This window comes from Meridianimarinicoccus marinus (assembly GCF_040689105.1).
Taxonomy (GTDB): Bacteria; Pseudomonadota; Alphaproteobacteria; order Rhodobacterales; family Rhodobacteraceae; genus Meridianimarinicoccus; species Meridianimarinicoccus marinus.
The window spans coordinates 1-277 of the sequence record NZ_JBFBVU010000118.1; the positions used below are offsets into that span (position 1 = coordinate 1).

Genomic DNA, 277 nt, shown 5'->3' on the forward strand with positions numbered 1-277 from the left:
TTCGATTTGGCCGCCTTCTTGAGCGAACCGCCCTCCACCGTCACAAAGCTGGGACAGAAGCCCTTGACGCAGGAAAAGTCCTTGTTGCAGGTGCTCTGGTTGATCTGGCGCTTGCGGCCGAACTCCGTTTCCAGAGGCTCAACGCTCATGCAGTTGCTCTGCACGCCGCAGTCACCACAGCCCTCGCACACCAGCTCATTGATGACCACGCGCTTGGCCGGGTCCACGAGCGTGCCACGCTTGCGGCGGCGACGTTTTTCCGTTGCGCAGGTCTGGT

1 protein-coding gene is annotated in these 277 nt (G+C 61.4%); it reads right to left on the reverse strand.

What is annotated here, in order from left to right; all coding sequences use genetic code 11:
- Positions 1-277 (reverse strand): hypothetical protein (locus AB0T83_RS20430; RefSeq protein WP_366195024.1); only part of this gene is annotated, 277 nt, incomplete at both ends.